The 25,264-nt window shown below is 45.7% G+C and carries 21 protein-coding genes; 17 read left to right on the forward strand and 4 right to left on the reverse strand.

What is annotated here, in order from left to right; translation table 11 throughout:
• Positions 1-78 precede the first annotated feature (78 nt).
• The 3 genes from clpX to ACO0KY_RS08725 all read left to right on the forward strand — a co-directional run bounded on the left by clpX (position 79) and on the right by ACO0KY_RS08725 (position 4,964).
• Positions 79-1,344 (forward strand): ATP-dependent Clp protease ATP-binding subunit ClpX, encoded by a 1,266-nt coding sequence (gene clpX / locus ACO0KY_RS08715; RefSeq protein ID WP_186910569.1) that lies wholly within the window; start codon positions 79-81, stop codon positions 1,342-1,344.
• A 239-nt stretch (positions 1,345-1,583) separates the two neighbouring features.
• Complete coding sequence (gene lon / locus ACO0KY_RS08720; RefSeq protein ID WP_422992587.1) at positions 1,584-3,992, forward strand: endopeptidase La; 2,409 nt, start codon at positions 1,584-1,586, stop codon at positions 3,990-3,992.
• Between the two features lie 348 nt (positions 3,993-4,340).
• On the forward strand, positions 4,341-4,964 hold the full coding sequence (locus tag ACO0KY_RS08725; protein ID WP_423045320.1) for a hypothetical protein: 624 nt from the start codon (positions 4,341-4,343) through the stop codon (positions 4,962-4,964).
• A gap of 333 nt (positions 4,965-5,297) precedes the next feature.
• Here the strand turns inward: ACO0KY_RS08725 and lexA are convergent, their stop codons facing one another.
• Positions 5,298-5,954 carry a transcriptional repressor LexA gene (lexA, locus tag ACO0KY_RS08730; protein WP_423045322.1) on the reverse strand — a complete coding sequence of 219 codons (657 nt, stop codon included), beginning with the start codon at positions 5,952-5,954 and terminating at the stop codon, positions 5,298-5,300.
• A gap of 342 nt (positions 5,955-6,296) precedes the next feature.
• Between lexA and rpsF the strand changes: the two genes are divergently transcribed.
• The 7 genes from rpsF to ACO0KY_RS08765 all read left to right on the forward strand — a co-directional run bounded on the left by rpsF (position 6,297) and on the right by ACO0KY_RS08765 (position 11,178).
• Entirely contained in the window at positions 6,297-6,665 is a 369-nt protein-coding gene (gene rpsF / locus ACO0KY_RS08735; RefSeq protein ID WP_186883681.1) for a 30S ribosomal protein S6, read from the forward strand.
• 33 nt (positions 6,666-6,698) lie between these two features.
• The gene (priB, locus tag ACO0KY_RS08740; protein ID WP_423045324.1) at positions 6,699-6,998 is read left to right on the forward strand and encodes a primosomal replication protein N; all 300 of its coding nucleotides are present in this window, start codon (positions 6,699-6,701) and stop codon (positions 6,996-6,998) included.
• Positions 6,999-7,007: 9 nt separating this feature from the next.
• Positions 7,008-7,292, forward strand: coding sequence for a 30S ribosomal protein S18 (gene rpsR, locus ACO0KY_RS08745; protein ID WP_186910575.1), 285 nt, complete (start codon positions 7,008-7,010; stop codon positions 7,290-7,292).
• Between the two features lie 26 nt (positions 7,293-7,318).
• The gene (gene rplI, locus ACO0KY_RS08750; RefSeq protein WP_186910576.1) at positions 7,319-7,771 is read left to right on the forward strand and encodes a 50S ribosomal protein L9; all 453 of its coding nucleotides are present in this window, start codon (positions 7,319-7,321) and stop codon (positions 7,769-7,771) included.
• 165 nt (positions 7,772-7,936) lie between these two features.
• On the forward strand, positions 7,937-9,325 hold the full coding sequence (locus ACO0KY_RS08755) for a replicative DNA helicase (RefSeq protein WP_186910871.1): 1,389 nt from the start codon (positions 7,937-7,939) through the stop codon (positions 9,323-9,325).
• 110 nt (positions 9,326-9,435) lie between these two features.
• Complete coding sequence (locus ACO0KY_RS08760) at positions 9,436-10,062, forward strand: DUF47 domain-containing protein (protein WP_186910577.1); 627 nt, start codon at positions 9,436-9,438, stop codon at positions 10,060-10,062.
• A gap of 108 nt (positions 10,063-10,170) precedes the next feature.
• The gene (locus tag ACO0KY_RS08765; RefSeq protein WP_423045646.1) at positions 10,171-11,178 is read left to right on the forward strand and encodes an inorganic phosphate transporter; all 1,008 of its coding nucleotides are present in this window, start codon (positions 10,171-10,173) and stop codon (positions 11,176-11,178) included.
• Positions 11,179-11,255: 77 nt separating this feature from the next.
• Here the strand turns inward: ACO0KY_RS08765 and ACO0KY_RS08770 are convergent, their stop codons facing one another.
• The 3 genes from ACO0KY_RS08770 to ACO0KY_RS08780 all read right to left on the reverse strand — a co-directional run bounded on the left by ACO0KY_RS08770 (position 11,256) and on the right by ACO0KY_RS08780 (position 15,821).
• Positions 11,256-12,014 (reverse strand): LytR/AlgR family response regulator transcription factor, encoded by a 759-nt coding sequence (locus ACO0KY_RS08770; protein WP_423045327.1) that lies wholly within the window; start codon positions 12,012-12,014, stop codon positions 11,256-11,258.
• A gap of 5 nt (positions 12,015-12,019) precedes the next feature.
• Positions 12,020-13,348 (reverse strand): sensor histidine kinase, encoded by a 1,329-nt coding sequence (locus ACO0KY_RS08775; RefSeq protein ID WP_423045329.1) that lies wholly within the window; start codon positions 13,346-13,348, stop codon positions 12,020-12,022.
• Between the two features lie 223 nt (positions 13,349-13,571).
• Positions 13,572-15,821, reverse strand: coding sequence for a bifunctional diguanylate cyclase/phosphodiesterase (locus ACO0KY_RS08780; protein WP_423045331.1), 2,250 nt, complete (start codon positions 15,819-15,821; stop codon positions 13,572-13,574).
• A gap of 280 nt (positions 15,822-16,101) precedes the next feature.
• Between ACO0KY_RS08780 and aroC the strand changes: the two genes are divergently transcribed.
• From aroC to ACO0KY_RS08815, 7 genes are all read left to right on the forward strand, one after another.
• Complete coding sequence (gene aroC / locus ACO0KY_RS08785) at positions 16,102-17,199, forward strand: chorismate synthase (protein ID WP_423045333.1); 1,098 nt, start codon at positions 16,102-16,104, stop codon at positions 17,197-17,199.
• A 421-nt stretch (positions 17,200-17,620) separates the two neighbouring features.
• Positions 17,621-19,024 carry a 3-isopropylmalate dehydratase large subunit gene (gene leuC, locus ACO0KY_RS08790; protein ID WP_423045335.1) on the forward strand — a complete coding sequence of 468 codons (1,404 nt, stop codon included), beginning with the start codon at positions 17,621-17,623 and terminating at the stop codon, positions 19,022-19,024.
• 21 nt (positions 19,025-19,045) lie between these two features.
• Entirely contained in the window at positions 19,046-19,177 is a 132-nt protein-coding gene (locus tag ACO0KY_RS08795) for an entericidin A/B family lipoprotein (RefSeq protein WP_186910584.1), read from the forward strand.
• An 8-nt stretch (positions 19,178-19,185) separates the two neighbouring features.
• Positions 19,186-19,830: a 3-isopropylmalate dehydratase small subunit gene (gene leuD, locus ACO0KY_RS08800; protein ID WP_423045338.1), complete on the forward strand. Its 645-nt coding sequence runs from the start codon at positions 19,186-19,188 to the stop codon at positions 19,828-19,830.
• Positions 19,831-19,853: 23 nt separating this feature from the next.
• Positions 19,854-20,927, forward strand: a complete 1,074-nt coding sequence (leuB, locus tag ACO0KY_RS08805; RefSeq protein WP_423045340.1) for a 3-isopropylmalate dehydrogenase — start codon at positions 19,854-19,856, stop codon at positions 20,925-20,927.
• A gap of 57 nt (positions 20,928-20,984) precedes the next feature.
• Positions 20,985-22,112, forward strand: a complete 1,128-nt coding sequence (gene asd, locus ACO0KY_RS08810) for an aspartate-semialdehyde dehydrogenase (protein WP_423045342.1) — start codon at positions 20,985-20,987, stop codon at positions 22,110-22,112.
• Positions 22,113-22,422: 310 nt separating this feature from the next.
• Positions 22,423-25,251, forward strand: coding sequence for a FimV/HubP family polar landmark protein (locus tag ACO0KY_RS08815; protein ID WP_423045344.1), 2,829 nt, complete (start codon positions 22,423-22,425; stop codon positions 25,249-25,251).
• Positions 25,252-25,264 lie beyond the last annotated feature (13 nt).

Here is a 25,264-nt window from a genome sequence, read left to right on the forward strand (position 1 = left end):
TAAGGTAATCATCCACGCTTCCGCAGTAGTATCCAAACCGAGGTTGCGGAATACCTAACTTTGCCCTAGCGTGTTTATATGCCCGATAAAAAATCCTCCAGTGGTGAAAAGCTGCTCTATTGCTCCTTTTGTGGCAAGAGTCAACATGAGGTTAAAAAGCTGATTGCAGGGCCTTCAGTCTTTATTTGCGATGAGTGCATAGACTTATGTAACGACATCATTCGCGATGAAGTGTCTGAAATTGATAATATTGCCAGTGCCAAAACTGAATTGCCAACGCCGCAAGAAATTACCGATTTGCTGGATCAATATGTTATCGGTCAGGTCAATGCGAAGCGTATTCTTGCCGTCGCCGTGTATAACCACTACAAGCGCCTTAAGCATTTGGGTAAAAAAGACGACGTGGAATTGGCTAAAAGTAATATCTTGCTGGTAGGTCCTACTGGTTCAGGTAAAACCTTGCTGGCGCAAACTCTGGCCAGGATGCTGAACGTACCGTTTGTGATCGCCGATGCAACCACGCTGACTGAAGCTGGTTATGTGGGTGAGGACGTAGAAAACATCATTCAGAAATTGCTGCAAAACTGCAATTATGAAGTTGAGCGTGCCCAAAAGGGTATTGTTTATATTGATGAAATTGATAAAATTTCACGTAAATCTGACAATCCATCAATTACTCGTGACGTTTCAGGTGAGGGCGTGCAGCAAGCCCTGCTGAAATTGGTTGAAGGTACGATGGCGTCTGTGCCGCCACAAGGTGGCCGTAAGCACCCAAATCAAGATTTTATTCAGATTGATACCACCAACATCATGTTTATCTGTGGTGGCGCGTTTGATGGCTTGGCGAAGATCATTTCTGATCGCTCTGAGCGTAGTAGTATAGGCTTCTCTGCAAGTGTGAAGAGCCAGACGGAGAAAAGTGCAAGTCAAGTCATGCAAGATGCAGAACCGCAAGATTTGATTAAGTTTGGTCTGATCCCCGAATTGGTTGGCCGTTTGCCAGTGATTGCCACTTTGAACGAATTGGACGAGGCAGCATTGATCCAGATTTTGGTCGAGCCAAAAAATGCCCTGATTAAGCAATATGCCAAATTGCTTGAGATGGAAGGTACTGAATTGGAAATTCGCCCGGCGGCGTTGCAGGCGATTGCTAAGAAGGCGATTGCACGTAAGACTGGCGCGCGCGGTTTGCGTTCTATTCTTGAGCATGCCTTGTTGGACGTCATGTACGATTTGCCTAGCCATCAAAACGTTGAAAAGGTCGTCATCGACGAAGGTACTATTTCAAATGGCGCCAAACCATTGCTGATCTATCAAGATAAGCCAAAGGTATCCGGCGCGTAATTGTTGGTTCAGATCACCTAAGTTTGTTAAAAAAAGGGGAATATTCCCCTTTTTTTTATGGTTATTGTGCGATTTAATTTGAATCGCAGTAGAATAAACTCAAATAAATAATAGCTTCAATCGCAAAGCTACCCGGAGATCCCCTCTGCGTGGCTTTTTTTATTGTTTTTCCAAAAGATGGGCTTGTGTTTTAGCCTTGTGCGCCAACATTAACAACTAGTATTTACGAAAGGTGCGCCATGACGACTACTCTGAATCCCGAGCAAATCCAACTGCCTCTGCTGCCGTTGCGTGATGTGGTTGTATTCCCCCATATGGTTATTCCGCTGTTTGTCGGACGTCCAAAGTCAATTAAAGCTTTGGAAGCAGCGATGGATCAAGGTAAAAGTATTATGCTTGCTGCGCAAAAAGCAGCGGCAAAAGATGAACCATCGGCTGATGACATTTACGAAATAGGCTGTGTTGCCAATATTTTGCAAATGTTGAAATTGCCAGATGGTACGGTAAAAGTTTTAGTGGAAGGTGCGCAGCGTGCACGTATCCATAAAATTCATGACTCCGACTCACATTTCACTGCTGATTTGACTCCTGTTGCTGCGGTTGAGGAAGATGATTCCGAAGTTGAAGCAATGCGTCGTGCCATTGTTCAGCAGTTTGATCAATACGTTAAGTTAAACAAAAAAATCCCACCAGAAATCCTGGCATCGTTGTCAGGTATTGATGATGCCGGACGTCTTGCTGACACGATCGCAGCCCACTTGCCGCTCAAGTTGGAGCAAAAGCAAGTCATTCTGGAAATCTTCAGTGTTGCCAAACGCCTTGAGCACTTACTTGGTCAACTTGAAGGTGAACTGGATATTCTGCAGGTCGAAAAGCGTATCCGTGGGCGTGTTAAACGCCAGATGGAAAAATCGCAGCGCGAATACTATCTGAACGAGCAAGTTAAAGCGATTCAGAAAGAATTGGGCGAAGGCGAAGAGGGCGCTGACATCGATGAGCTTGAGAAAAAGATCATTGCCGCCAAAATGCCTAAAGAAGCACGTGATAAGGCTTTAAACGAGCTTAAAAAGCTGAAAATGATGTCGCCGATGTCTGCCGAAGCAACGGTCGTACGCAACTATATCGATACCATTGTCGGTTTGCCTTGGAAGAAAAAATCCAAGGTCAATAACGACCTCGCGAACGCCGAAAAAGTGCTTGAAGACGAGCATTATGGACTGGATAAGGTCAAAGAACGCATTCTGGAATATCTTGCAGTTCAACAACGTGTTGATAAGCTGAAAGCGCCAATCTTGTGTCTGGTTGGTCCTCCTGGTGTGGGTAAAACTTCGCTGGGTCAGTCGATTGCGCGCGCAACGAATCGCAAGTTCGTTCGTATGGCACTCGGCGGCGTACGTGATGAAGCTGAGATTCGCGGTCATCGTCGTACTTATATCGGCTCTATGCCAGGCAAAATTTTGCAAAGTCTGGCCAAGGTAGGTGTGCGCAACCCCTTATTCTTGCTTGATGAAGTTGATAAAATGGGTGCCGATTTCCGCGGTGATCCTTCTTCTGCTTTGCTGGAAGTTTTGGATCCTGAGCAAAATCACACGTTCTCGGATCACTACATTGAAGTGGATTTCGATTTGTCTGACGTGATGTTCGTGGCGACGTCGAATTCCTACAATATCCCTGCGGCATTGCTGGATCGTATGGAAGTGATACGTTTGTCCGGTTATACAGAAGACGAAAAAACCAGCATCGCACAACGTTATTTGTTGCAAAAACAAATTAAAAATAATGGTCTGCAAGAAGCTGAAATTAGCATTGCAGAAAGTGCGATTCGCGACATCATTCGCTACTACACCCGTGAAGCAGGTGTACGCTCGCTTGAGCGTGAGATTTCCAAAATTTGCCGCAAAGTCGTGAAAATGCTTTTGCTCAAGAAAAATGAGAAAAAAGCCACAATCACTTCAAAAAATCTGGACAAATACCTCGGTGTTCGTCGTTACGATTTTGGTGTGGCAGTCAAAGAAAATCAAATCGGGCAAGTGGTTGGTCTGGCCTGGACTGAAGTGGGTGGCGATCTGTTGACGATTGAAGCTGTAGCAATGCCAGGTAAAGGTGGCGTGATACGTACCGGTACTTTGGGTGACGTAATGAAGGAATCGATCGAGGCAGCTCGTACTGTGGTTCGTAGTCGTGCTAAACGACTAGGTATCAAGGCAGATGTTTTCGAGAAAAGTGATATCCACATTCACGTCCCTGAAGGGGCAACGCCAAAAGATGGACCATCGGCTGGTATTGCGATGACCACTGCATTGGTGTCCGTGTTTACGGGCATTCCAGTTCGCGCAGATGTGGCAATGACGGGTGAGATTACCTTGCGTGGCGAAGTATTGCCAATTGGTGGTCTCAAAGAAAAGTTGCTGGCAGCACATCGCGGCGGCATCAAAACGGTATTGATCCCAGAAGAGAATGCAAAAGATCTGGCAGAAATACCTGATAACGTCAAAAACAAGCTGGAGATCGTGCCAGTGCGTTGGATCGATAAAGTGCTCGAAATCGCTCTCGAGCGCCAACCTGAACCACTGCCGGAAACTGAAGCAGAAGTGGCGGCTGCTCCGGCGGTTGATGCAACTAAAGATTTAACGGTTGTGAAGCATTAAATAACCACGAATATCTTTGTGAAGTCTAAAAGCGCCTGAATATATTTCGGGCGTTTTTATTTTCAGGATTTGTTTCTGTAGCTGTGACTATTGGAAAAACTGCACCTGAGATACATTGGGTGTTTCGAACTTATAGGGCTATCCCAACTAATCAGCAGCTTGCTGTAAGGTGATGTGCATTAGCTTAAATCCGGCGATGTTGTGTTTTCGAGTTGCACACATTTATCAGATTTTCAGTATTGATGAGTTAGATGTCGGACCGTATGCGAACATTGAGCGTCAACTATGGGTGCGCTGCCGAGTAATTAAGTTATTATATAAGCTATAAATGACGACCAACAACAAGCGGTGCCAGCAGGTGAAGTTATATCAGCCAAAGAAATCATGAATGTAAAACACGCTCTTCTTTTTGTTATGCTCTTGTCAAGCGCAGCTTATGGTAAAGCTAACGAAATTTACCAGGAAGCTTCGTCCGAAAAAAATGAGACGCCTCCGAACATTGGTTGCTCTTCGCAACCTGGTGCAAACAGGGTAATACACAAGATTTTGCTCGGCCGACATGTGGATGGGCCGTTTTTTTATCACATTTGGTCTCAGTACGTTATTATTATTTCTCCGCAAATATTAATTCAGCATATTAAATCGCAAGTCGAAAAATATCCAAACGCTGGTTCATACTATGACTCGCTTCTTAAGAAGGTTGAAGCTGACATGCCGATCAAGGAAGATACGCACATAGAAAAGTATCTTCTTCAAGATTCTAATGTTATTAATGAAATTCAAGACATCATATTTAGACTCTTGAGTGAGGGTAAAGTGGAAGTGCGTATTCTCACATCCGCGTCAAAAGCCCCGCTTCCGTTTATTCATGTGGTGGATAACAGGGTGGGAGACTGGATTTTTCGTTCATTTTGTACTCCAGACGGTGGTGAATTCTTCAATCACCTCTCTGGGAGCCCTACGATTAACTAGAGTTTTCAAACCTGTTGGCGTCGGCTCGTCAATATTCACTGAGAATCAACACCTTAATCTATTCAGGTTCGTCAACGTCAGCAACGGGTGCAACTAAGTCGGTCAACATAAAAAATTATTGTCAATTTAGCTTCCGAAGTTAGTCAGTTTGTTGAGTAGGTGTAGTACGTGCCGCAATGCTGTTTGGGTGAATTGGATGGGGCGGTGTGTCAATCTGGTGGTGATCGGTATTGAACTTAGTAAATGCCGTGGAATACCGTACGTCTAATTTTAATGTGTCGAAAAATTTCCGTACGGATACTTCCGATTTGACTCGGCGTATTTTTTTGTGGCTTAAACCCAGTTCCGCATCAAACCCACAGCTAGGCCTTCCAATGAAAAATCTGCTTCCTGATCACTGATTTTAATGGTGGAATAATCGGGATTTTCCGGGATTAACTCGATTTGGTTGCCGGTTTTTCTGTAGCGTTTAACGGTGACATCATCACCCAGTCTCGCGACGATAATTTGGCCATTACGGGCGCTATCGGCTTTTTTGACTGCTAGCAGATCGCCATCCAGAATGCCAGCATCGCGCATAGACATGCCGCGTACCTTGAGTAAAAAATCTGGTTTAGCTGAGAATAAAGCTGGGTCTACCTGGTAGCTTGCTTCTATGTGTTCGCTCGCCAAAATTGGTGAGCCCGCGGCTACACGCCCTACGAGTGGCAAGCTAAACTGTATGCTTGCAGGGTGCGGTAGATTGAAGGATGGACCTGTGATGTGGTTCGATAATTCCGACTCTAACAGGCGTATCCCGCGCGAGGTGCCGGCGGCGATTTCTATCACGCCTTTTCTGGCGAGTGCTTGCAAATGTTCTTCAGCTGCATTGGTGGAGCGAAATCCTAGCTCAGTCGCAATTTCGGCGCGGGTCGGAGGGAAGCCGGTGTTCTGGATGGCGTCCTTGATGAGGTTCAGGATCTGCTCCTGGCGGGCGGTGAGCTTTAGCATGGGATGTGCCGCGCCGTAATAGCGCTGTATGTATAGACAGTCTGTATTTTTATACAGTGGAGCAATATGTGCAAGGGAATTTTTGATTTAATTGGGATTTAAGCAAAAATTCTTCAACGGTGTTGCGGCGCTTCTTATTGTGTTTAGTTTTATTTTCAGTGCGTACAGTGACCGTGAAATGTTGCATATATTCTAAAAAAGCCATGTTTTATGTGCTTTTACAATCTATGTGCTTGAAATAATTGAATAAATCAAAAAAGTGAGTTATTATCGTCGGCTTTCCTCTTCCTGCACTCGTCTTGACGCCGAGGCAGGCTATTTTATTGTCCACAAGGAGAATATATGCGTCATTATGAAATCGTATTTATCGTACATCCCGATCAAAGCGAGCAAGTTCCTGCGATGATCGAACGTTACAAAGCTAGCGTTGTTGCACGTGGTGGTCAAGTTCACCGCGTTGAAGATTGGGGCCGTCGTCAATTGGCTTACATGATTCAAAAATTGGCTAAAGCACACTATGTTTGCATGAACATCGAGTGCGATGCAGAAACATTGCTTGAGCTGGAAACAGCATTCAAATTCAATGATGCCGTTCTGCGTCACCTGACAGTCAAAATGAAAAAAGCTGAAACAGCACCATCTCCAATGATGAAAGCTGTTCAAAAAGAAGACGCAGCTAAAGCACAGCGCGTTGAAGCACCAGCTGCTTAATTTTTGATTTGAAGAAGGTCGTATAAAAAGAAAGTGAACCAATTAAAACTCGTGGCGCGCATTGTTGAGAAATCAGCCTTGCGATATACGCCAGCAGGGGTACCTATTGCAGCAGCAGTGCTGATACATGGTTCGCAGCAAACAGAAGCAAATATTGATCGAAAAGTAGAATTTGAAATAAATGCCCAGGCAGCTGGAAATATTTCAAAAGAATTTGATGATTTGCCTCTCGATGTTGAAATGGTGTTCGCTGGATTTTTAGCACGTAAAAATCGCAACAGCAAAAGTCTCGTGTTTCACATTAATGAAATCGGGACGAATTTACTAGATTAGGAGCCTAAAATGGCATTCGGTAAAAAATTTGATAAAAGCAAATTGAAGCAAAAGCGTCAGCAACAAAATCCTTTGTTCAAACGCAAAAAATTCTGCCGCTTCACAGCAGCAGGTGTAGAACAAGTTGATTACAAAGACATCGACACATTGAAAGATTTCGTGCAAGAAAACGGCAAAATTATGCCAGCACGTTTGACAGGTACTAAAGCTAAGTACCAACGTCAAGTTGATACAGCGATCAAGCGCGCACGTTATTTAGCGTTGTTGGCTTACACAGATCTGCATAACGCGTAATTGACGACAAGTACTAGGAGAAAAATATGCAAGTTATTCTGATGGATAAAGTCGTTAATCTCGGCAACCTTGGTGATGTAGTTAAAGTGAAAGACGGTTACGCTCGTAACTTCTTGATCCCACAACGTATGGCTCGCCGTGCAACTGCAACAGCAATCGCTGAGTTCGAAGCGAAACGCGCTGAATTGGAAAAAGCAGCGGCAGCTAAATTGGCAGCAGCACAAGCTCAAGGCGAAAAATTGGAAGGTTCTACCGTCCAAATCACGCAAAAATCTGGTGTTGATGGTCGTTTGTTTGGTTCCGTTACTAACTTTGACATCGCTGAAGCGTTGGCAAAGCATGGCGTTACTGTAGAAAAAGCACAAGTACGTTTGCCACAAGGTCCGTTGAAGACTGCAGGCGATCACTCCGTTTCTGTTGCTCTGCACACAGACGTGGTAGTCAACGTTACTGTTTCAGTGATCGGCGAGCACGCTTAATAGCGAGTTCAATGCTTACTTTAAAAAAGCCGGGTTTTCCCGGCTTTTTTTATGAGTGTTAAAAATAATTTATATGATTTTTATGATGTTGTTTGAAAAAAACATCTCGTTATTCTCGTCATTTGTATCTAATAGTAACTCGATTTAGCAGGTATAATGCGCGCCATGAAAGCCGCTTCTGATCCACAAATTGACGCTATTCGCGTCCCTCCACATTCCATTGAAGCAGAGCAATCTGTTCTTGGTGGCCTCTTGCTAGATAATGCCGCCTGGGATCGTATTGCTGACTTTATTGGTGAGGATGATTTCTATCGCTATGATCATCGCATTATCTTTCAATGCATGGTTAAGCTTATCAATGGCTCCAAGCCTGCTGACGTCATTACTGTTTTTGAGGCCCTTAATAGCGCCGGTAAAGCGGATGATGTTGGTGGCTTAAGTTACCTGAATGCCCTTGCACAAAACACGCCATCTGCCGCCAACATTCGCCGTTATGCGGAGATTGTGAGGGATCGTGGTGTGTTACGTAAATTGATTACTGTCTCAGACGAAATCGCTGGCAATGCGTTTAACCCTCAGGGTAAAGAAGTGAAGCAAATGCTTGACGAGGCAGAGTCCAAAATCTTTGCTATTGCCGAAGAAGGGTCCCGCGGCGCACAAGGTTTTCAGGCAATTCAGCCTTTACTGACGCAAGTCGTTGAGCGTATTGATGAGTTGTATAACCGTGATAATCAAAATGATATTACTGGTGTGCCGACCGGTTTCGTAGATCTGGATAAAATGACCTCGGGTTTGCAGCCTGGTGATTTGATTATTGTTGCTGGTCGTCCCTCGATGGGTAAAACGGCGTTCTCGCTCAATATTGGTGAAAACGTGGCAATTGATAGCGGTTTGCCTGTTGCTGTGTTCTCCATGGAGATGGGTGGTGCCCAATTGGCGATGCGTATGCTGGGTTCCGTAGGTCGTTTGGATCAGAGTCGTTTGCGTGTTGGTAAATTAAGCGATGAAGATTGGCCACGTCTGACTCATGCGATCCAAAAAATGAACGATGCGCAGCTATATATCGATGAAACGCCAGCGTTGAGTTCGATTGAGTTGCGTGCCCGTTCACGTCGTTTAGCGCGTCAGTGCGGTAAGTTGGGTTTGATTATTGTCGATTATTTGCAGTTGATGTCCGCCAACGTTGCTGGTGAAAACCGCGCGACTGAAATTTCGGAAATTTCCCGAAACTTAAAAGGTCTGGCAAAAGAATTGCACTGCCCGGTAATCGCGCTCTCCCAGTTGAATCGTTCATTGGAGCAACGCCCAAATAAACGCCCGGTGATGTCGGATTTGCGTGAATCTGGCGCTATTGAGCAGGATGCTGACGTGATTATGTTTATTTACCGCGATCAGGTTTATAACCCCGATTCGCCGGATAAAGGTACCGCAGAAATTATTATTGGTAAACAGCGTAATGGTCCGATTGGTAGTGTGCGCCTGACCTTCCTTGGCGAATACACCAAGTTTGATAATTATGTTGGTTCATTGTCTGTCTACGGAGACAGTGAGTAATGCTGATCTGAAGTCGCTGAGTTATTTGCAGCGGAAAATTTTAAGTGCATATGTATTTTTAACGTGTGCAAGTTGTAACCCTATTAGTTTCTATTTTCAGTGAGAAAAAAATGTTTGGACGCTTGATGCCTACCGAAGGTAAATTCTTTGAACTCTTCAATCAGCACGGTGAATTGTGTGTTAAAGGGGCGAAGGAAATGCTTGCTTTGATGACCAATTTTGATGATCTCGAAAGTCGTGTTCATGCAATAGAAACGATTGAAAAGCAAGCAGATACGGTCACGTTCAATACAATAGAATTGCTGCATAAGACATTTATCACGCCAATCGACAGAGATGATATTCATAAGTTGATCACCCGGATGGACGATATTTTGGATCTGCTTGAGGATGCTGCGCAGACGATATCTTTGTATGACATACGTGAAATCACTCCTGAGGCGAAACGTTTGGCAGAACTATGCCTGGCTTGTGCTGAAAAAGTGAAAGCGGCAGTGGCATTGCTGCCAAACATGAGTAATTCGCGCGAAATTCTGACTATCTGCGAGGAAATTGATCGCATTGAATCTGATGCTGATCACGTTATGCGTGCAGCGATGTCAAAACTGTTCCGTGATGAGCCAGATGTGCGCAATTTGATTAAATTAAAAGCAATCTACGAAATTCTGGAAACAGTGACGGATCGTTGCGAAGATGTGGCCAATATTATTGAAGGCATTATTGTTGAGAATGCCTGATAGTGGTATCGATGTGCTGGGGTCGTACTATTATCGATCCCGGTGCGATGTTGTTGAAAAAAATTTTATCCTCCCATGAGGGTAAGTAAAATAGAGTTGATTTTCTCCATGCAAACCTTCCAGATCAGCATACAAGTTCTTGTTTTTTTGATTGCGCTGGCAATCTTGTTTGACTTCATTAATGGTTTTCATGACGCGGCTAATGCGATCGCTACCGTCGTATCTACCGGTGTTTTAAAACCACAAACGGCCGTCGCGATGGCTTCATTCTTCAACGTGATTGCCGTCTTGTTTTTTCCTTTAACTGTAGCCGCAACCGTAGGTAAGGGGACGATTGATCCTGCGATTGTTGATCAATACGTGATATTTGGGGCTTTGACCGGCGCCGTGTTCTGGAACCTCGTGACCTGGTACTTTGGCATTCCTTCGTCTTCTTCGCATGCTTTAATTGGTGGTTTGGTAGGTGCAGCGGTGGCCAAATCCGGTACCGGAAGTCTGGTTGCTTCAGGTCTGGTAAAAACCATTGTCTTCATCGTGGTTTCGCCATTGCTTGGCTTTGTGCTTGGCTCGCTCATGATGTTGATTGTTTCATGGTTGTTTGTGCGTTCCACGCCGATGAAGGTTGATAAGTGGTTTAGACGTTTGCAATTGTTGTCAGCATCCATGTATAGCCTCGGCCACGGTGGCAATGATGCGCAAAAAACCATTGGCATTATCTGGATGTTACTCATTGCTAGCGGCCATTTGGCACCAAATGACGGAATTCCCGTCTGGGTGATTGCGCTTTGTTATGGCGCGATTGGCTTGGGTACCTTGTTTGGTGGTTGGCGCATTGTGCAGACAATGGGACAAAAAATTACTAAGTTGAAGCCAGTAGGGGGGTTTTGTGCTGAAACCGGTGGCGCTATTACTTTATTTATCGCTACTGCAATGGGTATTCCGGTTTCGACTACGCATACCATTACTGGCGCTATTGTTGGTGTGGGGTCGGCGCAAAAAATGTCTGCCGTGCGCTGGGGCGTCGCGGGTAATATTGTGTGGGCGTGGATATTGACGATTCCTGCATCCGCTTTCGTTGCTGCAGTCGCTTGGTGGATAGGGCATCACGTACTTTGATTTTTACCTGAGCTGGCAAAAATAAAAACCGCGTACGACGTTTTGTCTGCGCGGTTTTTTATATCGATGTTGAGTGCTTACATTTGTTTAAATAGGTGGACAAAGCTTCTCGATACCTCGAGCTTTTCGGTTGAGCCTTTGATCTGCACCAAATGCCGTCCGCGTAAGTCGCGTACCACGCCTGAAATAGCTTTGGCGTTAACTAAGGTAGAGCGATGAATTTGCCAAAATAAAGCGGGATCAAGTTCTTCTGATAGGTCCCGCACTGGTTTGCGGATCAGTGCCTCATAGCTCGCCGTTTGCACCCTGGTGTACTTTTCATCTGATTGGAAAAAGAGAATTTCTTCGACAGGGATTAAGCGTAACTCTTGTCCAATCGATGCTTGTATCCATTGCAGATAATTTGGTTTGCTGGCGATTCCCATTTGTTTCGCTAACTGGCTCAACATAGCGCTCATGTCGTTTGGCTGCGTATGACTATTTAGGCGCGATTTGAGGCGATCAACAGTTTTGCTGAGTCGATCAACATCGGCAGGTTTGAGTACATAATCAACTGCACCGTGATCAAATGCTTCTATCGCATATTGGTCATAGGCAGTGATGAAAACGATATGTGCTTTATTGCCAATTTCTTTCGCTGCCTCTAAGCCGGTTTTTACGGGCATACGTATATCCAGAAAGACCAGGTCCGGTTGGTGCTTTTCAACGAGCTGGATAGCTTCTTCACCATTTTTTGCTTCTTCTAGTATTTCCAGTTCTGGCCACACCTGTTCCAGGCGTGACTTAAGTTGGTCACGCATTAGTCTTTCATCATCAGCGAGAATTGCGGTTGGCATAGTTTTTAATTGGCTAATTCGTAAGGGATTTCTATAGTAACGCAAACTCCGCTTGGTTGATTAGGGGTAATAATCATTTGGCCTTTTTCTTTGTAAATAAGCTTCAGCCGTTCGCGAATATTTTGTAAACCAAGACCGGTACCGTTGCTAGGCATAGCGCCAAAGCCTAAACCATTGTCGCTGACGCTGACGCGTAATTTGTTATGAGCAACTTCGGCGCGGAATTGTATGGTGCCGCCATCTTCTTTGCATTCTAAGCCATGCTTAATCGCATTTTCCACCAGAGATTGCAACATCATCGGTGGGAACGAGGCGCTACGCAATCCTTCTGGCATGTTGAAATCGACATTGAGCCTCTCTTCCATACGCATTTTGAGTAAATCGAGATAAGACTTGATCATATCAGCCTCGCGGCCGAGATTCGTGGTCGTAGCATTTTCACGCATCTGGGGTAAAACGGCGCGGAGATAGCTGATCAGGCTGCGTTGCATTGCTGCCGCACGCGGTGGATCCGTTTCAATCAGATGCTCAACTGACGCCAGAGTGTTAAACAAGAAATGTGGTTCTACCTGGGCCTGCATCATTTGCATCTGTGCTTCGCTTACCTGACGCAGCAGTGATTCTCTTTCTGCTGCAAGGCCAGCAGCTTTGGCCTTTTCTTCGGCGCGGACTTTTCCACCCATCAGTACTTTCATGCCAAACAGGCCAAAAATTGCAAGGAGGACGAAGTTTACAAACCATTTGGAAGAGGTTTTTTTGTAGCTACGTACTTCTTCATCAGCTGCGTCGGCAACGGCATTGTTAATTTCGTCACCAATTTCTTTCGCGACTTCAGGAGGTAGCTTGATGTGGATATCATCTCCTGAGGTGTGTATTTTATTTGGCTCTGTTGTTGTTTCATTTGATGCTGATGCTGATGCTGATGCTGATGCTGATTCTGGTGGTGTTGCTGGCGTCGGGGGGGGAGGTGGGTCCACACGTACTTTTGCACCGTTGCTGTCAATTTCGATTTGTTTTGCTTTGCCATCGCCATTGTTTTTTCGAATATGTATACCGGTATCATCAATTTCTATGTTCGTGTCATCGTCCAGCGATTGTGGATTGCGTTTTTGCTTCTGATCGTGCTTGTTGTTAGTGATAACAATGCTTTCTTTGGATGTGAAAAGCATATCCTGGAGAATGGCACCCGCGGTCATGGTGATGATGGCAAAAAGAAAGAACTTCCACCAAGAGAGCTTAGTTACCCATGCTGCTGTTTTATCAAAACTAATACTCAGCCAAAGGCGTATTTCTTTGATAGCTTCTTTGATCGATTGCATGGTAGATGGGGTCATATCTTTTCGCCTCGTTTCTCTTGGTGCGCATAACTTATTGCTAGTTGTGAGCACCGTTGTTTCAAAAATATTATTGAATTCATTTGCCAGATGTTGTTACTGTAAATAATCAGGCTTGAATTCGCTATCGGTATGCGATAGTCGGCAAAATCTCGGGAGTAGAATGAAAAATAGGCGGCACGACTGATGCGTACCGCCTATCCGCTCAAGCTTCAAAAGAAGTTCAGATGTTTTCTTTTTGCTTCAACCATGCATGAAGATCAGTTCTGGTGAGCGGTTTTGCATAGAAGTAGCCCTGCGCGAGATGGCAGCCGAAGCTGATCAGGGTGTCTGCTTGCATCTGATTTTCCACACCTTCTGCAATGATCGACAGGCCAAGATTTTGTCCAAGCTGAACAATCATCTTGGCAATGCTGCCTTCGTTTGTATCAAGCTGGATGTCATTGACGAATGCGCGATCGATTTTTAATTTGTCGACATCGAGTTTTTGCAAGTGACTTAAAGATGAAAAACCAGTACCGAAATCATCAATAGAAATGCTAACGCCCAATTGCTTGATCTGATGCAAGGTCTTGATCAAGAGATCGGGGTCTTTCATTGCCATCGACTCAGTAATTTCGAGCTCTACAAATTTAGGAGGAGCCTTCGTTTCTTCAAGTGCCTTGTGCAGTGTTTGCATGAACAATGGGTGGGAGAATTGCGCCTGTGATACGTTGATGGCCATTTGGAAATCGACATAGCCGAGGCTTCGTAAATGAACCAGCTCATGGCAGGCACTGCGTAATACCCATTCACCAATATCAACGATCAGGCCCGAGTATTCTGCAATCGGAATAAATTGGTCTGGAGGGACAAATTTTCCGTCATCAGTTTTCCAGCGCAACAAAGCCTCTGCCCCTAGTACCTTGCCGGTGGTCATGTCGATTTGTGGTTGATAAACCAGGAATAAGCGTTCGTGTTCAAATGCGGCACGCAAAGCATGCATGAGTAGCACGCGTTCACGAATTTCTACGCCCATGTTGCGGGTGAAATATTCGTAGCCGCCACGTTGATGGGTCTTTGCCCGTTTTAGTGCAATATTGGTATCTTTCAGTGCTTCAGATGCGTCACCATCATAATCGTCAAGTTTTATCAAACCTATGGTAGCGGTGAGTTGGACGTCCTGAAGGTCGACTTCAAAAGGCGTGTTGAAAAGCGCCAATATATTTTCGGGGCAAACTTGATGCTGATCGCCCAGTAGTGCAAAGGTATCGCTACCAACGCGCGCGATTTGACACGTATTGCCAAATGCTTTAAGTAATCTCTTTGCTACTGCGGAAAGTAACAAATCCCCGAACTGATGACCTAAGGCATCATTGGTTTCGGCAAAATGGTCAATATCGATTAAGGAGAGGGCGCTTCGCGTTTTGAGTTCCGATACCAATGTCTCATTGAGAGTTTGTAGGAGCTTCAGACGATTTGACAATCCAGTCAGCAGATCGTAGAACGCATAATTGTGTAAGCGAGAGTTCAGTACGACGTTATCCAGACCAACTGAGACATTGCTGCAAAACACATCTAGCAGACGTTTATCCATATCATTGAGATGTAATCCCGTATCCAGATATAAGGTAAAGTCTTTTTTTGCGACGTTGTTGAAGTAGAGCGCAGAAATGTCCGCCTCATACAAGCTTTTGCGTTCGTTGAGTGATCGGGTGACGATGTCGAGAGTTTTTGTATCGGGTACCGCTGCAATTGGTTGATTTAGCAGGTCGGAAAATTGCGGAGTGGTCGCGATAATACGTAATTCGTCAACCTCGATATCTCTGCCGAGTGTATTTTGTTTTGCGCAGACAAAACCCTCTGCTGTTAAACCCAGTAAACCGTTGATTTGAGTTAAGACGCCAGATGCAAAGTTTTGCAATCCGTGCAATGCCATGAGTTCAGTACTGGCGTTGATAATCGTTTCTAGTCCGCGTCTGCTGGCACTAATAGAGCAAATCTGCTCGTAAGAGCGAATGGCGGACGTGACGGCTGTATAAAGCTTGGTGCGGGTTAGTTCGGATTTGGTTTTGTAATCGTTGATATCGTAATCGCGGATCGCATCAATTTCCGGGGCATAACCTGGCTGGCCAGTTCTGAGGATAATGCGAACATCAGCCAGCTCTAATGTCTTTCTGATGTAATTAACCAGTTGCAACCCGGCATCTTCTTGCTCCATTACAACGTCAAGCAAAATAATTGCAATGTCGTTTTCGGTTTCCAGAATGCTACGTGCCTCCGCGGCGGAGTAAGCATGAAGAAAACTCAGTGGTCTATGTTGGATTTCAAGACTGCCGAGGGCAAAAGTGGTCGCCGAGTGGACATCCGGATCATCATCGATGATCATGACGCGCCAACTAGAATCAGCCTTGGACGCTGCCGAAAACTCATCATGTTCTGGTTCGTCTAGAAAAACCAGATCGTCTTCGGAAGAGTGAATCGTTGAAGTCATCTGAAATGCTGCTCCATGCTTGGCATATATTCTGTGCAAGACCTATTTAATTGTTTCCGGTTGAACTATGACACTAAAAGTGACGGCAGCCAAGCCTCATGTATTCTTCTTTGGCAATAATAAAACACTATTTGCGCTTGAGAATACTCTACAGCACATTTATTTTTATGTCACATCTATCCCCATTGTCTCATTGCTTTGTTGGTTTGTGCATAGAGTGTTGGCAATAAGGCTGTTAAAATGATTTAAATTCCGTTTTTAATCTTGAATGCAAAATATTATGTCAGGCAACACTTTTGGTACGCTTTTTACTGTTACAACTTTTGGTGAGTCGCACGGGCCGGCGATTGGTTGTGTAATTGATGGATGTCCTCCGGGCATGGACTTGTCAGAGGCGGATATTCAGCCTGAACTTGATCGTCGCCGTCCAGGTACTTCGCGGCATGTAACGCAAAGGCAGGAGCCTGACACCGTGGAGATTTTATCGGGCGTTTATCAAGGTAAAACCACCGGCACTCCGATCGCTTTGCTCATTCGCAATCAGGATCAGCGTAGCAAGGACTATGGCAATATTACCGAGACCTTTCGTCCTGGTCATGCGGATTTTACCTACTGGAATAAATATGGCATTCGCGACCCTCGTGGTGGCGGTCGTTCTTCGGCACGTCTGACAGCGCCAGTAGTGGGTGCTGCAGCAATTGCAAAAAAATGGTTGAAGGAGAAATTTGGTACCGAGTTTAAAGGCGGGATGTCGCAACTGGGCGAAATTGTCATTCCTTTTGAGGATTGGCAATTTGCTGCTGGGAATCCATTTTTTGCGCCTACTTCGGATGCTAGTTTGATTGAGCGGCTAGAAACGTATATGGATGAGTTGCGTAAAGATGGCGATTCCATCGGTGCTCGAATTGATGTCGTTGCGACCAATGTGCCAGTGGGGTTGGGTGAGCCGATTTACGATAAGTTAGATGCGGAAATTGCGTATGCGATGATGGGCATTAATGCCGTCAAAGGCGTGGAAATTGGCGCAGGTTTTGCTTCTGTCGCGCAGCGTGGTTCTGAACATGGTGATGAGTTGACGCCGAATGGCTTCGTGACTAACAAGGCTGGGGGTATTCTTGGTGGTATTTCTACTGGACAGGATATCATTGTTTCTATGGCGATTAAGCCTACTTCATCAATACGAACACCCAAAAATTCTATCGACAAAGAAGGTAATCCTGCGGTTGTCGAGACCTTTGGTCGACATGATCCCTGTGTTGGCATACGGGCAACGCCAATTGCTGAGGCGATGCTGGCGCTGGTGTTGATGGATCATGCTTTACGCCATCGTGCGCAATGTGCTGATGTTCCTAAGTCGCAATTTTCCTTCGTCAAATAATCGGGTCTTCTTGAATGCGGTTCTCCCTTATTGACGCTGGTCGCGTCCGTGAGGGAGTATCTTAGTTATCGGTTTATGGATGATGATCGGAAGCGTGTTTCTAAAAAAATACTAGTGGCGGTAACGGATTCGAGAATGTTTAATTAAGCCACCTTTATTTAATCCGTGTGATCTATATAGCCAAAATAATTGTTGGTTATTTCAATTATGGCTTGAAGAAAGCCCGTGAAAATTTGGTGATATTCAGTAAAGCTGATTTTTGTATTGAATAATCAAATTCGTTTTTTGCGATTCAGCTTGGTTTTGCGTCGCACAATTGTGGCATAATCAAAAACGATTTTTTTCTGTGAATTCTCAGGTGTTCACGCAGTTCCGCCCATCTGTTTTACACTCGTTAGTATCTCTTTTCAGGCTTTAGATTATGCTTAAAACGCTTTATGATAAATTGTGGGAATCACATGTAGTTCACTCTGAGAATGACGGCACTGCGATACTATATATCGATCGTCATTTGCTACATGAAGTTACTAGTCCGCAAGCGTTTGAAGGTTTGAAAATTGCAGGTCGTAAGCCATGGCGCGACTCCGCTAACCTGATGGTGGCTGACCACAATGTGCCTACCACTAACCGTGCAAATGGTATAGATGATCCTACCTCGCGTCTGCAGGTAGAGACCCTGGACGGTAATGCCAAAGAATTTAGCCTGACTTATTTCGGTATGAACGATAAGCGTCAAGGTATCGTGCATGTTATTGGGCCTGAGCAAGGTGCCACTTTGCCGGGTATGACGGTGGTTTGTGGTGACTCTCATACTTCCACGCATGGCGCGTTTGCCTGTCTTGCGCATGGCATTGGTACGTCAGAGGTTGAGCATGTGCTGGCGACCCAGACCCTGATTGCAAAGAAATCCAAATCTATGCTCGTACAGGTGGACGGTGCTTTGCCTGCTGGTGTCACTGCAAAGGATGTGGTGCTTGCGGTGATTGGTAAAATTGGCACGGCTGGCGGTACAGGTTATGCGATTGAGTTTGCCGGTTCCACTATTCGTAGTCTGTCGATGGAAGGTCGCATGACGGTCTGTAATATGGCGATCGAAGCGGGTGCCCGAGCAGGGATGATTGCCGTTGATCAGACTACTCTCGATTACGTCAAAGGTCGTCCATTTTCACCGGTGGGTCCGCATTGGGATAGGGCTGTTGAGTACTGGCGCACGCTGCATTCAGATGCGGGAGCGCGATTTGATATGGTTGTTACTTTGAATGCTGCTGAGATTAAGCCGCAAGTAACGTGGGGAACATCGCCTGAAATGGTGGTGGCGGTTGATAGCCGAGTGCCAGATCCGGATCTCGAAAAAGATGCAGTTAAACGCGATGCGATAGAAAAAGCGCTGGTGTATATGGCATTGACGCCGAACACCGCAATTTCAGATATTCGTATCGATAAGGTTTTTATTGGCTCGTGTACAAATTCTCGCATCGAAGATTTGCGTGCCGCTGCTACTGTTGTGCGTGGTAAATTCCGCGCCTCTAATGTGAAGCTCGCTTTAGTTGTACCAGGCTCTGGTCTGGTGAAAGAGCAGGCTGAGCGAGAAGGTCTGGATAAAATATTCCGCGATGCCGGTTTTGAGTGGCGCGAACCGGGTTGCTCTATGTGTCTGGCAATGAATGCTGATCGATTGGAACCTGGTGAGCGTTGTGCATCTACTTCCAATCGTAATTTTGAAGGGCGACAAGGGCAGGGTGGTCGTACTCACTTGGTTTCTCCTGCAATGGCTGCCGCCGCGGGTATTTATGGTCATTTTGTTGATGTGCGAACACTCGCATAATTTTTGCTAAAGGAAAAAGTAATGAAAAAAATCTTCGCAATCATGTCTTGTGTTGCTTGTGTCACTATTCTGAGCGCTTGCAATACCGTGCAAGGTTTGGGTAAAGATGTGCAAAAAGCGGGTGAAGCCGTTGAGAGTGTCGGTAAAAAATAAATCTAGCCATGGAAAAATTCAATTTACATAGTGGCTTGGTTGCGCCTATGGATAGGGCAAACGTCGATACAGATGCGATCATTCCTAAGCAGTTTCTGAAGTCGATACAGCGAACTGGCTTTGGCCCGAATCTGTTTGATGAATGGCGTTATCTGGATCATGGTGAGCCAGGTATGGATAACAGCAAGCGGCCATTAAATCCGGATTTTGTTCTGAATCAGGCGCGCTTTCAAGGTGCGTCAATTCTGCTGACCCGTAAGAATTTTGGCTGTGGTTCGTCGCGTGAGCATGCGCCATGGGCGCTTGATCAGTATGGTTTCAGAGTCGTGATTGCCCCAAGCTTTGCCGATATTTTCTTTAATAATTGCTTTAAAAACGGCTTGCTGCCTATCGTGTTAAGCGAAGTGCAAGTTGAGCATATTTTTAACGAAGTCAAAGCCTTCCCTGGTTATCGACTGACCATTGATCTGGAAAAGCAATTAGTGATGACAAATGCCGGAGTGAGTTACCCATTTCAAATCGATGAATTCCGTAAATATTGCCTACTCAATGGTCTGGATGAAATTGGCTTGACACTGCGTCAATCTGACAAAATCCGCGCATTTGAAGAACGTCATATCGCGGCACAGCCTTGGTTGGCAAATACGATTTAGAGCAGGGTTGAGGAAATAATAAAATGAAAATAGCAATTCTGCCTGGTGATGGCATTGGTCCGGAGATCGTTGAGCAGGCGGTTCAGGTTCTCAATGCTCTGGGTGAAACTTTTGAAATGGAGACTGCGCCAGTCGGTGGCGCTGGTTACGAGGCCTCGGGGCATCCTTTGCCCGATGCAACACTTAAGTTGGCGAAAGAGGCAGACGCGATCCTATTTGGTTCAGTTGGCGATTGGAAATACGATAGCCTTGAGCGCGCTTTGCGCCCTGAGCAGGCGATTTTGGGTTTGCGCAAACATCTGAATTTGTTCGCAAATTTCCGTCCTGCAATTTTGTATCCAGAACTAGCTGAGGCGTCGACTTTGAAACCGGAAATCGTTTCTGGCCTCGATTTGTTGATTATTCGCGAATTGACTGGGGATGTTTATTTCGGTCAGCCACGTGGTGTTCGTGAGTGCCCCGATGGTCCTTTTAAGGGGCAGCGAGAAGGTTTTGATACCATGCGCTATGCAGAGGGTGAGGTGCGTAGGATTGCGCATGTAGCATTTCAGGCTGCACAAAAGCGCGATAAGCGTTTGACCAGCGTTGATAAAGCCAATGTCCTGGAAACTTCGCAATTCTGGAAAGACATCATGATTGATGTTCACAAAGAATACCCAGATGTCGCTTTGGATCACATGTATATCGATAACGCGGCGATGCAATTAGTGCGTGCTCCGAAGAAATTTGACGTTGTCGTGACTGGTAATTTGTTTGGTGATATTTTGTCTGATGCGGCAGCCAGTCTGACTGGCTCTATCGGTATGTTGCCTTCTGCATCTTTGGATTCGAACAATAAAGGTTTGTATGAGCCTTCGCATGGCTCGGCACCGGATATTGCAGGCAAGGGTATTGCTAATCCTCTTGCAACTATTTTGTCTGCGGCGATGATGTTGCGTTTCTCTCTTGGTAAGCTGGAGCAGGCGTATCGTGTCGAGGCGGCGGTGAAGAAAGTATTGACGCAAGGTTTGCGCACGCCGGATATCTATGTTGCAGGTACGACAAAAGTTGGAACGTCTGAAATGGGTGCGGCTGTGGTGCGTGCATTGGCAAGTTGAGTGATTGTTGATGGGCAGGGTGGTCCTGCGTAATTAGAGGGAAACTTTAAGGGAAATATGATGAAGCTGGTAGGTTTGGTAGGTTGGCGTGGAATGGTCGGATCGGTTCTGATGCAGCGCATGCAAGAAGAAAACGATTTTGCTCATATTGAACCAGTATTCTTTTCCACATCGAATACGGGTGGTGTGGCACCTGCGATGGCAAAAAATGAAAAGACGCTGCAAGACGCAAATGATATTGAAGCTTTGAAGAAGTGCGACATTATTATTACCTGCCAGGGCGGTGATTACACCAATGACGTATTTCCTAAATTACGGGCTGCGGGCTGGAACGGCCATTGGATTGATGCAGCCTCCAGTTTGCGTATGAATGATGATGCAGTGATCGTGTTGGATCCGGTTAACTTGCCAGTAATCAAAGACGCTTTGGTAAAAGGGCAAAAAAACTGGATCGGCGGCAATTGTACGGTGAGCTGTATGTTGATGGGTGTCGGTGCTTTATATAAAGCTGGCCTGGTTGAATGGATGAGTACTCAGACCTACCAAGCAGCTTCTGGCGGTGGGGCACAACACATGCGCGAGTTGTTGACGCAATATGGCACGTTAAATGCAGAGGTAAGGCATTTGCTGGATGACCCTAAGAGTGCCATTCTGGAAATCGATCGTAAGGTGATTGCGAAACAACGTTCATTCTCTGAATCTGAAACGGCTAATTTTGGCGTGCCACTCGGAGGTTCGTTGATACCATGGATCGATAAGGACCTTGGTGATGGCATGTCCAAGGAAGAGTGGAAGGGTATGGCTGAGACTAACAAGATTCTTGGGCAAGGCGTTAGTTACGGTACTGAAGCAATTCCAGTGGATGGTTTCTGTATTCGTATTGGCGCAATGCGCTGCCATAGCCAGGCATTGACATTTAAATTGAAAAAAAATGTCCCGGTCGATGACATTGAGGCAATGATTACTGCGGACAATGAATGGGTGAAGGTTGTTCCTAATACTCGTGAAGCGAGTATCCGTGATCTGACGCCGGTTGCTGTTACCGGAACCATGAATATTCCGGTTGGTCGTATTCGTAAGTTGGCCATGGGCCCAGAATATGTTGGGGCATTCACGGTAGGTGATCAGCTTTTGTGGGGGGCTGCGGAGCCTTTACGTCGCATGTTGCGTATTTTGATCGACTAATTGCTAATTTCTGAAAAGTCGTCCTTCACTGGCTAGTTAAATTGAATAAAGGGAGGTTTACCTCCCTTTTTTTCGTCCTTATTTTTGTTGAATGAGTAATAATGTCTCAGAATTGTTAAATGGCAACAACATTTCTGGTTGCTTGAAGGCCTCTAAATGTCTGAATGTATTTACCCTGTTGTTAAATCGGGTTAAGCTTGCAGCGCTTAGTTTGTAATGCTATCGTGAAATAATATAATGCTTCATTCGGCAATATGAATAGACTATCCCAGCGAACTTTGTTCGCAAAATTCCCAATATGTCAGACAAAATGCATAAACAAAAAAGAACATCTGTGATTTCTCTGGGACACAAAGCCTTGAGTGTTGCTGTAACCTCAACTTTGCTTTTAATGTCAAATGCCCATGCCACTGGCATGGGACGACTAACTGTTCTGTCAGCTTTGGGGCAGCCTTTACGGGCGGAAATCGAGCTTACGTCTCCCAATAGGGATGAAATTGACACGCTGGTGCCGAAGTTGGCTTCTGCGGATGCATTTCGTCAGGCGAATATCGATTTCAATAATGCATTACTTTCTTTGCGTTTTGCGATAGAGCCCAGGGGTGCAGGTTACGTTATTAAGGTTTCTTCTGCCCAGCCGATCAATGAACCTTTCGTTGACATGCTGTTAGAAATTACCTCGTCTAATGGCAAATTGTTGCGTGAATATACGTTCCTATTAGATCCTGCTGAATTAAGAAATTCTCAGTCGCCGCAGGTAACTAATCCAAATGTTGTTGTAAATAAGGGACAATTTTCCACATCGAATCAAACGGAGGCGCGTCCGTCATCGTCTGTTGCTGCTAGTGCAAGTTCACAAGTTTTTGCTAAAAAAAATCTGTCTCAACCTGCGCAGTCAAACAAAGCGCCGTCTGACGAATATGCGGTCAAGCCTGGTGATACTCTCGGTAAAATTGCAGCCTCTTATAAACAAGATGGCGTTTCACTTGATCAAATGTTAGTTGGTTTGTACAGGGCTAATCCACAAGCCTTTGCCGGTAAAAACATGAATCGCCTTAAGGCTGGTCAGATACTCAGCGTTCCTGATGCTGAAACGGTGCGATCAACCGCTGGTGGTAATCCTGGTGCACACTCTGTCGTGGTTGCGCATGCGGCAGATTTCAATGCTTACCGTAATCATCTGGCTGACTATGTCGAGCATGCTCCTGCCGCTAAGCAGGTGCCTGAAAAGCAGAGCGCAGGTGGTGCAATTACTGCCAAGGTTAAGGAACTTCCAACGGCAACGAATGAATCAGCGGATAAATTAAAGCTTTCCAAAGCTGCCCCAAGTCCAACGGAAAAAGGTGGTAACGGTAAGGGTGTTTCTGAAGAAGAAAAGGTCGCCAAGAAAAAGGCAACTGAGGAAGCGGCCAATCGCTTGAAAGAGTTGGAAAAAAATGTCGGCGATTTGCAACGTCTTCTCGATGTAAAGAATAAAGATTTGGCGGCAAAAGAAGCTGAATTGAATGCAAAGGGTAAAGATAAGCAAGTTGTTGCTAGTGCGGCTGCGGCATCAATGCCAGCACCAGCAGCTAAAGCTGTCGGTGCTCCAGCATCCTCTGCGGTAAATGTGGCGGCGAGTGCACCTGCAAGCTCAGCTGTAGTTGCGGCAGTACCCGCATCTGAGCCGAAAGAAAAGAGTGTGGCGAGTGCTGCTGATGCCTCTGCAAGTGCCGCATCTGTTACTCCGGTGAAGCCTAAGCGTCATGTGGTTGCGCCGCCACCGCCACCGGAACCAAGCTTCTTTGATAGCATGTCTGACTGGTTGTTGCCAGGCGGTGGCGTGTTGTTGGCGTTGCTTGCCGGTGCAGGTGTCTGGATGAATCGTCGTAAGAAAAAACTTCAGCAGTTTGAAGATAGTATCCTGACTGGCTCAAGTATGAAGGCGAACTCCATGTTCGGCTCTACTGGTGGGCAAAGTGTGGATACCAATAATAGCGTTTTCAATTCCAATTTTGCACCGTCTGCCAGTCAGCTTGATGCGAATGAAGTTGACCCTGTCGCAGAGGCGGATGTCTATATTGCCTATGGTCGTGATTCTCAGGCTGAAGAGATTCTGAAAGAAGCGTTGCGTACACAACCTGATCGTCATGCGGTGCGTTTGAAATTATTAGAGATTTACTTTGCACGCAAAGACGCTAAGCTGTTTGAGCGCCTCGCAGGTGAGTTGTACGGGATGACAAGTGGTCAGGGCGATGAGTGGGCTCAGGCTGCCTCTATGGGGATTGTTCTTGAGCCCGGCAATCCTTTGTACGCTGGCGGTAAAGCAAAGACAGAAATGGTGTATGGAGCTGGTCTCGGTTCGCCAACCCAGCCACTTGAGGATCTTGATCCTGATGCATTGTTGGGTAACTCATTGTCTCGGGATATGTTGGATGCAATAAGTATTATCGATACTGCCTCGCACGGCGAAGCGAAAGAGTCTGGACATTCTGCTTCAGTTGCGTTGGGTGAGCACGTTGCTGAAAGTCATGATGTTGGGTTAGATTTTGATTTGGGAATTGGTGAAGTCGAAGTTCCACAAATACCCGAATCACCATCGCATGATTCTACGCTGGGCGTTTCTGAGCAAATTCCAGAGGTAGATTTCGGTTCTATTGACTTTGATTTCGGTGAAAGTAAACCTGTTGATTCTGCGATAGAACAGCCAGTTCACCAATCTGCACACTTGGCATCTGATGGTGAGGATTTGCATGCGCTTGATTTTGCTGAACCTAAATCCGAAGTGCCTGCTTTTGATTCGCACTTCGAATCGGAAATCCCTGTTGTTGCTGAAGAGCTGAAATTGCCGCTTGAAGATGATCATCACGATGCACATGAGGCGATGCCAGAGGCTTCTTCCGCATTTGAGTTTGACCTGTCAGGTATTAGCCTTGATTTGCCTTCGGACGCCTCGCATGTCGCTGAAGTTGCTGCCGACCCGGTAGTTAGCGAATCTCCGGCAGTTAATGCTGAGATGGCGACTAAGCTTGATCTCGCAGTTGCTTATCACGAAATTGGTGATAAAGAAGGCGCGCGTGAATTGTTGGATGAGGTGTTGAAGGGTGGTACTGCTGAGCAAAAAGAAAGAGCTGGTACCATGCTGGCGCAAATGGCCTGAAAGTAATTGATTG

The sequence above is a fragment of the Undibacterium sp. Dicai25W genome, from assembly GCF_049340505.1.
Lineage (GTDB): Bacteria > Pseudomonadota > Gammaproteobacteria > Burkholderiales > Burkholderiaceae_D > Undibacterium > Undibacterium jejuense.